Raw genomic sequence first — 9703 nt, forward strand, 5'->3', positions numbered from 1 at the left:
TCAACTCGATCTTTATTGCGTGCACCTGTGGGTCGGGGCGTCTGTGCTGCGTCCGGCGCTGAAGCCTGCAAGCTCGATCGACAGCCCGAAATCCGTGCTTGGGGAAAGTGTAGTGGAAGTTGTAAAGCGGCGCGACACTGAAAAATCGACATTTACACATTCGTTTTGCCAGCCGATATCAAGTCCGGTCCGGCTTGGCGAATTGGAGATCACGTCATAACGCGCGTTGATGCCAGCCGACCATGTGGAATCGAACCGGTAATCGGCGTCAATCGTCCATTCGGACACTTTCGCATCGCGACTTTCGAAAGGATCAGCAGGCAGGAAGATATAGCTGGCCGCAAGGTCCAGTTTGCCCCCCGACCATCCGGCGCGGGTTTCGGATTTGGTCACATCCAGATCGTCGTCCAGAATAAGGCGGCTGTTGACGGCCAGTCCCGCGGGGGTCGTGATTTGTCCCGCAATAAGCCAGTCCGATGCCGTCGTGCCCAGCCCCGAGGTCAGGGAAAAGTCGCGGTCCGTATCTTCACGGAAGACGCGGCCAACGGTGACGGTGCTGTCCCAGCCGCCCGCCCCCATGCGGGTCCACGTCAGACCCAAGGCGCCGCGCAGGCCGGTTTCCACCGCATCCTCGCCCGAAAAGCGCGACAGGGCCAGAAGGTTGGCCTGATCGAATTCGGTGGCGGTGCTGTCTTCGTTGCGCACCGGATCGCCCGTGACGGCGGACCATGCCACATGCACGGCAGGTTCGAGGATATGGGTCGCTGCAGGGCCGCGCCGGATCATCGGATAGCGCAAGGTTGATTGCACGAACCCCGTTGTGCGCAGGCTGTCGCCGGTCAAAGTGTCATCGGCCACATTGTAATAATCCACATCAAAGCCGAGGCTGCCTTCTGCGACCAGCCCGTAGGCCGTCACGGTATCCACCCTGTAGGCTGTCCCGAAGCCCAGCCGCGCCACGTCGCGCCCGTTCAGGTCGGTTGCGGTCGCGGCTTGGGTGGTTTCGCGGTAATGGGCCTGCAGGTCCGAGGTGAATGTCAGTGTGCCACCCCAGCGCGGCGTCACCCGCCGTTCCCATTGCGCATCGGCCAGCAGGGGGGGCAGGGTTTCAGAGCTTTCGGTGTCCCGAAGTGACGAGAAATAGGTCAGCGCGCCACGAAACATATCGCGGTCGCGGATGCGTTCGACGGAAATTTCACTGTCGAGGCGATCCTTGTCCGAATACCCGTATTCGAGAAGGTAATCGTCGTCGGAGGCGTATTCCACGTCAAAGCGCAGAACGGTGTCCAGCCCCAGATCGAAGATGCCGTCGGCAAAAAGGTAGGCGCGCATGTCGTCGGTCAGATCATCGCGGGTCACCGCACCCTCGATTTCGAGATCGCCGCGCAGGAATGCCTGTCTGTATTCTGCCTCAAGCGTGGTGGTGGACGTGGACAGATAAGGCGTCAGGGTCAGGTCGCGGCTGTCGCCCAGACGGATGAAATAGGGCAGTTTGATGCCCGTGCCCAGATTGTCGGTCGAGGCGATGCGCGGGATCAAAAGGCCGGTGGCGCGGGTCAGGGTCGGATCAGGCAGGCGCATCCGGGGAATGTAGAAGATCGGCACGCCGGCGACGCGGAAGGACGCATCGTCGAAGTACAGCTGACGTTCGTCTTCGTCATGGATCACCCTGCGGGCACGGATTTCCCACAGGGGTGTCTGGCCTGTGGCGCAGATGTGGCAGGACGTGGCAGCGACCTGATAAAGCTGGGTATACCGCCCGCCCACACGGTCGATCTGGTTGGCGGCCAGTTGCAACTGTTCATCCAGCACAAGGCGCGCGCCGCGCAGGATGCCGTTTTCAAGTTGCGGATCAAGGGACGCCTGATCTGCGGTAAAGATCGTGCCATCGGGGGCAGCGATAAAGATGGGCCCGTCGATGATCAGCCGGTCGGCGGTCTGATCAAAGGTAATGCGCCGTGCAGACAGGCGGGTGCCGTCAAAGAACACCTCGACGTTGCCTTCGGCCACAAGGGTCCGGCCCCCTGCGGGGATGGTGATGCTGTCGGCCACAAGGCTTGCGGCGGATTGCGCCTGTGCAAGGGCCGGAAGGCACAAAAGGACCAGCGCCAGAAGATGCCGCATCAGCCGTCCTCCAGATGCAAAAGCAGGCCCATCGCGGCACCGATGGCAGCCAGAGGCGGCGCCCAGGCCGCAAGGATCGGGTTGATCTGGCCGTTTTCACCCAGAATTTGCGCAAAGTTGCGCAGGAAAAACAGCGCAAAGCACAACAAGACCGCCGTCAGCACCATAACGCCCGTACGACCGCCCCGCTGGTGGCGCATGGTGAACCCTGCGCCGATCAGCACCATCGCCAGCAAGAAGGCAGGCAGCGCCAGTTCCATTTGCAGCCAGACCGCATGGCGGGTGGCCGAAAAACCTGCAACCTCAAGCCGGTCGATAAAAGCGGGCAGTTCCCAGATGGGAATGGAGGACGGTGTGCCGAAACTGTCGCGGATCTGGTCTGCTGTCAGGGTGGACGGGACCCGCAATTCCGCGTGGGTGGTCGCCCATTGTTCGGCCACGCGGGTGCGATCCAGCGGCCAGACCTTGGCATCGGTCAGGGTCCATGCCCCCGGGGACAAGGTGGCGGAGGTCGCCTCGATCCGGCGGGTGGGGCCGCCTTCGGGGGTGAAGGTCAGAAAGGTGACATCGAGAAGTTCGGTGCCGTCGAGGTTCGATTTCGACGCGCGGATCACAGTCTGGCTGGTGTCGCTGCCCTGTCGCAGCCACAGCCCGCCCGAAGAGACCGCCAGAACCGAAGGATTGCCCGCGCGAAGGGCCGTTTCACGGGCCTCGAATTCCTTGGAGGTGGCAGCCACCAGCGGGTTGAACACCGCAACCGCCACAGCGCCGATCAGCAAGGTCACGATGATCGGGGCCACAAGGGCGCGCAGGGCCGAACGGCCCGCCGCGCGTGTCACCACCATTTCAGAGGACCGCGCGAGGCCCAGAAACATCGCTATCGTCGCCAGCACCATGATCAGCGGCAAAATCCCGTACAATCCGTCCGGCAGGTTCAGAAGGCTAAGCTGGAGGACTTCGGCAAAGCCCGCGTCGCCCCCGAACCGGCGCAGCTGTTCGACCAGATCAATAAGCAGCATCAACAGCAGGAACCCGCCCAGAACGGACAGGAAGGTAACAGCGAACCGGCGGGCGAAATAGCGGTGCAGGATCATGATGCCTCCGCCAGTGTGCGGGGTTTGCGTTTGAAAAAGTACGGGCGCGCGGCGATATGGAGAAGAAGGGCCGTGATCAGAAGGCCGCCGAATCCGGCCAGATAGGTGAAGGGCCACAGCAGGCGCGGATTGCCACGCGCGATGCTTGCGCCCGTGCTTTCCAGTATTTTCAGCAGAACGACCAACCCCACGGCCAATGCGATGCTGCGCCACAGGCCAAAGCGGCTGAACCCGCCGGCCACAAGGGCTGCAAACCCGACCAGTCCCGCCACGAAACCCAGGGCGACCTCGGCCAGGCGGTCATGTCCGCGCAGCCACAGCGCGTCGGCGCTGGCACCGGTTTCTTCCAGAACCGCGGGCGAGGGGGACAGCAATTCCCATGTCCATAGCCCGGACGGGGCGCGACGGCGTGTTTCTTCCGCGCCGATCAGTTCGCTTACGTCATAGGCGAAATCCTCAAACCCCGTGGTGGCCAGACGGTTGGTTTCAAGATCGAGCGTCTGGGTCAGACCGTCCACCATGACCAGTTGCGGGCCATTGTCGGTGCGGATCAGATAGGCGCGCGCGGCGGTATAGGTCACACGGCGGGCAGGGTCGGACCCTTCGGAAATGAACAGGTCGAGCATTTCGCCTTGGGGCGTGATGTCGCGGATATAGAAGGTCACGTCGTCGGAGGGCGTGATAAAGGTGCCCGGCGTCAGCAGCCGTGACGTCAGGTTTTGGGAAATTTCGGACTGACGTTCAACCAGTTGCGTGGTGGACAGGGGCACAAGGATATGGGTCAGCGCCGACATCAGAAGCGCCACGATCGCGCTGAAATAGAGAACGGGGCGGGCAAGACGCAGGGGAGAATAGCCCGTGGCCTGTACCACCGTCAGTTCTGATTCCTGGCTCATCCGGTTGGTGACATAAACCGTGGCCACAAAGGCCGACAACGGCAGCACAACACGAATGATCGACGGCAGCGACAGCGACGTCAGTTCCAGAAAAACCCAAGCCGACTGGCCGTCCGCAATCAGCTGGTCAAACAGCCGCACGGCCCGGTTGATCCAGTAGATCAACACCAGAATTAGCGAGAAGAACCCGAACAAAACAAGGAGCTGCGACAGCATATAGCGGTCAAATCGCGCCACTGGTGCATCCCCCCTTAACTTGACGCCCCGAACATGGCCCATTGCTAGCGCATTTGGCAGGCGGACCCAAGTGCTGTCTGGTCAACCGGTGGGGGGCAGGCTAGCTATTGCCCAATGCGAAATTCCGTCAACGTCTGAGGTGTCCAATGACCGATCTGCCTGCTGTGTCCATCCTTGAAAATGATCTGTCCGATCTGGCCGCGCGCGCGGGCGTGATCGTTGTCTTTGCCACGCCCGACGGCAAACTTGATCAGGGCGCGCGCAAGGTCAATTCATTGACGAAAAAGTCGCTGGCACGGCTGATCGAAAGTGAAGCGTTCGAGAAGGCCAAGGAGGGCGACGCGCTGCCGATGTCCTATCCGGTGGGGGTGGCCGCGACCAAAATTGTGGTTGTAAAGATGGGCCGCCGCCCGTCAGCGGAGGTTGCGCGCAAGGCGGGCGCCTCGGTGGCGAAGGCGCGAGGGACCGACGACGCCTTAATCCTGGGCGGGTCGATCGGGCGCATGGCGGATGTGGCCTATGGCTGTGCGTTGCGCGGCTATACGTTCACGCCGCATAAGACGGGCGATCAGGACGCACAGGGCGCGATTGATGTGATGGTCACGCAGGTGGAGGAGGTTCAGGCCGCCACGGATGTCATGATGGCTATAGCGCAAGGCGTTGTTTTTACACGGGATTTGACGAACGAACCGGCCAATGTGCTGACCACTACGGAATTTGCCAACCGCCTGGCCGAGATGGAGAGCATCGGCCTGACCGTTGAGGTCTTGGAGGAAGACGCGCTCGAAGAGCTTGGCATGGGGTCGCTGTTGTGTGTGGGCCTTGGGTCGGCCTCACCGTCCAAAGTGGTCGTGATGCAATGGAACGGCGGCGGCGATGAGGCGCCGTTTGCGCTGGTCGGCAAGGGCGTGGTGTTCGACACGGGCGGCATTTCGTTGAAGCCCGCAGGCGGCATGGAAGACATGACCATGGACATGGGCGGCGCGGGCGTGGTGTCGGGCGTGATGAAAACGCTGGCGCTGCGCAAAGCGAAGGCCAATGTGGTGGGCCTTGTGGGCTTGGTGGAAAACATGCCCAGCGACCGCGCCACACGCCCCGGCGATGTGGTGACATCCATGAAGGGCGACACGATTGAGGTCATCAACACCGACGCCGAAGGCCGTTTGGTGCTGGCTGACGTGTTGTGGTACGCGCAGGAAAGGTTCAAGCCCACGGGCGTGATCAATCTGGCGACGCTGACAGGGGCAATCATCATCGGTCTGGGTCATGAAAACGCCGGTGTGTTTTCCAACGACGACCAGTTGTGCAACCGTTTCCTGAAGGCTGCAGGGGCCGAAGGTGAGGGCGCGTGGCGGATGCCCATGGGGGCCGCTTACGATGCCAAGCTGAAGTCGCGCATTGCGGATATGAAAAACGTGGGCGGACGCGATGCGGGGTCGATCACGGCGGCGCAATTCCTGCAACGCTTCATCAAGGATGACATGCCGTGGATCCATCTGGACATCGCGGGTGTGGCATCGGTCAAAGCCGAAACCGCCCTGGCGCCTGCGGGGGCCACAGGTTGGGGTGTCATGGCATTGAACCGTTTGATTGCAGATACTTACGAGGCGGAGTGAACATCCGATGGGGGCTGCCTATTTCTATCACCTGACCACGGCAAGCGTTGAACAGACGCTGCCCATGCTGCTGGAGAAATCCCGTGCAGCCGGTTGGGTGATCGAGGTGCGCGGCGCCGATCGCGGGGCCATGGAACGGCTGGACCACGCCCTTTGGTCCGGCCCGCCGGAGGGGTTTTTGCCCCACGGCTTGGTGGGGGGCGATCATGATGCGGACCAGCCGATATTGCTCACCACCGGAGAGACCGCGCCCAACGCGCCCACATGCGTGATGGCGGTTCAGGGTGCGGATGTGGCCCCCGGTGAGGTGACGGAGGCCGAGAGGGTGTGTATCCTCTTTGACGGTCACAATGGAGACGCCGTCGCACAGGCGCGGGTGCAGTGGAAAACCCTGACAGATGCGGGGTGTTCCGCGCAATACTGGTCGCAGGAAAGCGGGCGCTGGGAAAAGAAGGCAGAGCGGTAAGGTTTAGCCGCCCAGACCGAACCCCTTGAGGCCATCAAGGACGAACTGCACCGAGAGCGCCGCCAAGAGCATCCCCAACAGCCGCGTCACGACCGTGATGCCCGTGCGCCCCAACAGCCGTTCCAGCTGTCCCGCGATAAGGAACATGACAAAGACCAGCGCCAGCACCGCCGCCAAAACCGCCATGATGGCCGCATAGCCCGCCGCGTCGTCGGTTTGGCCGACCAGAAGGATGACAGTCGCAATAGCTCCGGGCCCCGCGATCAGGGGAATGGCAAGCGGAAAGACGGACGGGTCATCATCCGGATCGTCCTCGTCCTCTTCCGCCGCCTGATCATTGCGTCGTTTGGTCCGCCGTTCGAACAGCATATCAAGGGCCGTCAGGAACAACAGGATGCCCCCCGCGATCCGGAAGGCGGGCATGGAAATGCCGATGAATGTCAGGATGTCATCGCCGAAAACCGAAAACACCAGCAAGATGCCCACCGCAACAACAGTGGCGCGCACGGCGATCTGGCGGCGTTTCTGCGGCGACATGCCGGCGGTCAGGGCCACGAACAACGGGGCCAGTCCAATGGGGTCAATGACCACAAAAAGGGCGACAAAGGCGGTGATGAGGAAATTCGGGTCCATGTCCCGTTGGTAGGGCCGTGTGTGAAACAAGACCACACCAAATCGCAGCGGCGGTAGTCTTAGCATTTCACAGATTGACCGATAGGCTGGATCTATCGCGCAAATTGGAGAGCCGGATGCGTCAGATTGCACTTTGCCTTGCAACGACCACAAGTCCGGCCGCGGCGTTGTCGCAAAACGCAGAAGTGTCGGTGATGATCCGCGATACCGATCCGCGCGACCGGAATTACATTCGCAACACGGGGCGCTGTGCCTTGGCCTATGACGTGCTGGGGCTGGATTTCGCCACATCGGCTGGTCATATTTTGATCGACACGGCCTATGGCGGGGCGGGGACCAAGGACCCGATGCCGGTTGAGGTTGAAAGCGGGCCGTTGTCCGTGCATCCGGTTCTGGATGGGGATCGCAAGATTGTCGTTGATATTGAAGGTCTTGCGCCGGGGCAAAGCGATGTTGTGGCCTTAAATGTGGACAAGGAAGCCAGCGGTTGGTTCGCGTCCCGTGTCAGAATCTTGAATGACCATCTGGAGGGCACCGGCGCACGGTTTGCGTCCATGTTGCAAGACGCGCGCGGGGTGTTTGATGCATCAGGCGCGGCGGTGATCGGGTTGCCGCAAGGTATGTGCGCACGGCCAGCGGATGCGCCGCCCATCGTGCCGATGAACTGATAAATGGGATCCTGACCGACGGTCTAAGAAAATTAGCTAATTTTGTTAGATGGCCGAGAAAGAAAGGCGATGGGGCGAAAACAGGGCCAGGGCGGCTCAGCCTTTTTCAGCTTTGTCCAGCCGTTCCAAGGCGATCATCCACAGGCTTTCGGCCTTTTCCAGCGCCTCACGGACCTCCGCATATTTGCGGTTCCATGTTTCCAACTCCCCCACACGGGTATCTTCATACAGCGCAGGGTCCGCCAACTTTTTGCTCAGCTTATCAGCCATGTCATTGATTTTATTGACGCGGTCTTCGCATTTGCGGACCTCTGCCTTCATCGCAAGCATCTGGTCGCGGGTGGGTTTGGGCTTCGCGGGTTTGGCCGGCTTCGCGGCCTTCGCCTTGTCTTGTTTGCGCGTGTCCGGCGTCAGAAGCATCCGGCGGTAGTCCTGCAAATCGTCGTCATAGGGTTTGACGCGGCCGTCTTTGACCAGCCACAGCCGGTCCGCCACAAGGGACAGCAAGTGCATGTCGTGTGACACAAGAATTACCGCGCCGGAATAGCGCGTCAGCGCCTCGACCAGCGCTTCGCGGCTTTCGATGTCGAGGTGGTTTGTCGGCTCGTCCAAGATCAACAGATGCGGGGCATCCAAAGTGGCCAACAGCAACGACAAACGCGCCTTTTGGCCACCTGACAACCGGCCCACCGGCGTTTCCGCCTGATCCGCGCCAAGGCCGAACCCTGCCAGCCGTGCGCGCAACTTGGGGCCGCCTTCGGACCCGCGTTCGCGGAACAGGTGGTCAAGGGGCGTTTCCTCCACCCGCAATTCATCCACTTGGTGTTGGGCGAAAAACCCGATGCGCAATTTGGAGGAGGAGGCGAATTTGCCGCCCATCTTTTCCAGGCGTCCTGACAACAGCTTGGAGAGTGTTGATTTGCCCTCGCCGTTGCGGCCCAAAAGCGCGATCCGGTCATCCTGGTCGATGCGCAGGTCCAGTTTATCCAGCACAATCGTCTCACCATAGCCCACAGACACGCCCTCGGTCGCGATAATGGGCGGGCTGAGTTCTTCTGGCTTGGGGAAGGTAAACACCGTGCGTGCTGCGTCTTCGGGCGCGCGGATGGTTTCCATTTTCTCCAGCATTTTGACGCGGGACTGGGCCTGTTTGGCCTTTGATGCCTTGGCTTTGAAGCGGTTGACGAACGCTTCCAAATGAGCGCGCTTGGCGTCCTGTTTCTTGGCGGCAGCCGACAGCAACGCCCGTTTTTCCGCCCGTTGTTTGACGAAGAAATCGTAGTTGCCGGTGTAATAGGTCAGCGTTTTGTCTTCGAGGTGCAGGATGCCGCCCACGGACCGGTTCAGCAATTCGCGGTCGTGGCTGACGATCAGGACGGTGTGTGGATATTTGACCAGATACGCCTCAAGCCAAAGTGCGCCTTCAAGGTCGAGGTAGTTTGTCGGCTCGTCCAGCAGCAGCAAATCCGGCTCAGAAAACAGCACAGCGGCCAAGGCCACGCGCATGCGCCAACCGCCCGAAAAGGCTGAGCAGGGCTGCAACTGTTCGTCCGCCGTAAACCCCAGACCCTTGAGGATCGAAGACGCCCGCGCCTCCGCCGACCAGGCGTCGATATCGGCCAGACGGGTCTGGATGTCGGCAATGCGCGCAGGGTCAGTCGCGGTTTCAGCCTCGGCCAGCAGGTTCACGCGTTCCACGTCTGCGGCCAGTACCGTGTCGATCAGGGACACGTCGTTGCCCGGAACCTCTTGGGACACGCCGCCGATCTTCCAGCCTTTGGGGAGGGAGATATCACCGGTGTCCAGCACCATTTCGCCACGGATGATGCGAAAGAGCGTCGTTTTGCCGGTGCCGTTGCGGCCCACAAGGCCCACTTTATGGCCTGCGGGGATCACGACAGAGGTGTTCTCCAGCAAGGTGCGGCCTTCGACGGAATAGGTGATGTCTGAAATGCGTAACATGGGGGGG

At 61.2% G+C, this 9703-nt stretch carries 8 protein-coding genes; 3 read left to right on the plus strand and 5 right to left on the minus strand.

What is annotated here, in order from left to right; translation table 11 throughout:
* Positions 1-12 precede the first annotated feature (12 nt).
* Genes QZ653_RS01810 through lptF form a run of 3 tightly spaced genes read right to left on the minus strand, consistent with a single transcriptional unit; the run spans position 13 to position 4351 of the window.
* Positions 13-2124, minus strand: a complete 2112-nt coding sequence (locus tag QZ653_RS01810) for an LPS-assembly protein LptD (RefSeq protein ID WP_296417255.1) — start codon at positions 2122-2124, stop codon at positions 13-15.
* Complete coding sequence (gene lptG / locus QZ653_RS01815; protein WP_296417256.1) at positions 2124-3218, minus strand: LPS export ABC transporter permease LptG; 1095 nt, start codon at positions 3216-3218, stop codon at positions 2124-2126. The genes QZ653_RS01810 and lptG overlap by 1 nt, the downstream gene beginning before the upstream one ends.
* Positions 3215-4351, minus strand: coding sequence for an LPS export ABC transporter permease LptF (gene lptF, locus QZ653_RS01820; RefSeq protein WP_296417257.1), 1137 nt, complete (start codon positions 4349-4351; stop codon positions 3215-3217). The genes lptG and lptF overlap by 4 nt, the downstream gene beginning before the upstream one ends.
* 146 nt (positions 4352-4497) lie before the next feature.
* On the opposite strand from lptF, the gene QZ653_RS01825 reads away from it, so the two are divergent.
* Positions 4498-5967 (plus strand): leucyl aminopeptidase, encoded by a 1470-nt coding sequence (locus QZ653_RS01825; RefSeq protein WP_296417258.1) that lies wholly within the window; start codon positions 4498-4500, stop codon positions 5965-5967.
* A 7-nt stretch (positions 5968-5974) separates the two neighbouring features.
* Positions 5975-6433, plus strand: coding sequence for a DNA polymerase III subunit chi (locus tag QZ653_RS01830; protein ID WP_296417259.1), 459 nt, complete (start codon positions 5975-5977; stop codon positions 6431-6433).
* 3 nt (positions 6434-6436) lie between these two features.
* Here QZ653_RS01830 and QZ653_RS01835 read toward each other — a convergent pair whose 3' ends face one another.
* Entirely contained in the window at positions 6437-7066 is a 630-nt protein-coding gene (locus tag QZ653_RS01835) for a MarC family protein (RefSeq protein ID WP_296417266.1), read from the minus strand.
* Between the two features lie 116 nt (positions 7067-7182).
* Here QZ653_RS01835 and QZ653_RS01840 point away from each other — a divergent pair, with 116 nt between their 5' ends.
* A complete protein-coding gene (locus QZ653_RS01840) occupies positions 7183-7734 on the plus strand; it encodes a hypothetical protein (RefSeq protein WP_296417260.1) in 552 nt (183 codons plus the stop codon).
* Between the two features lie 96 nt (positions 7735-7830).
* Here the strand turns inward: QZ653_RS01840 and QZ653_RS01845 are convergent, their stop codons facing one another.
* Positions 7831-9696 (minus strand): ABC-F family ATP-binding cassette domain-containing protein, encoded by a 1866-nt coding sequence (locus QZ653_RS01845; protein ID WP_296417267.1) that lies wholly within the window; start codon positions 9694-9696, stop codon positions 7831-7833.
* Positions 9697-9703 lie beyond the last annotated feature (7 nt).

Source organism: Pseudooctadecabacter sp. (assembly GCF_020627745.1).
GTDB lineage: Bacteria > Pseudomonadota > Alphaproteobacteria > Rhodobacterales > Rhodobacteraceae > Octadecabacter.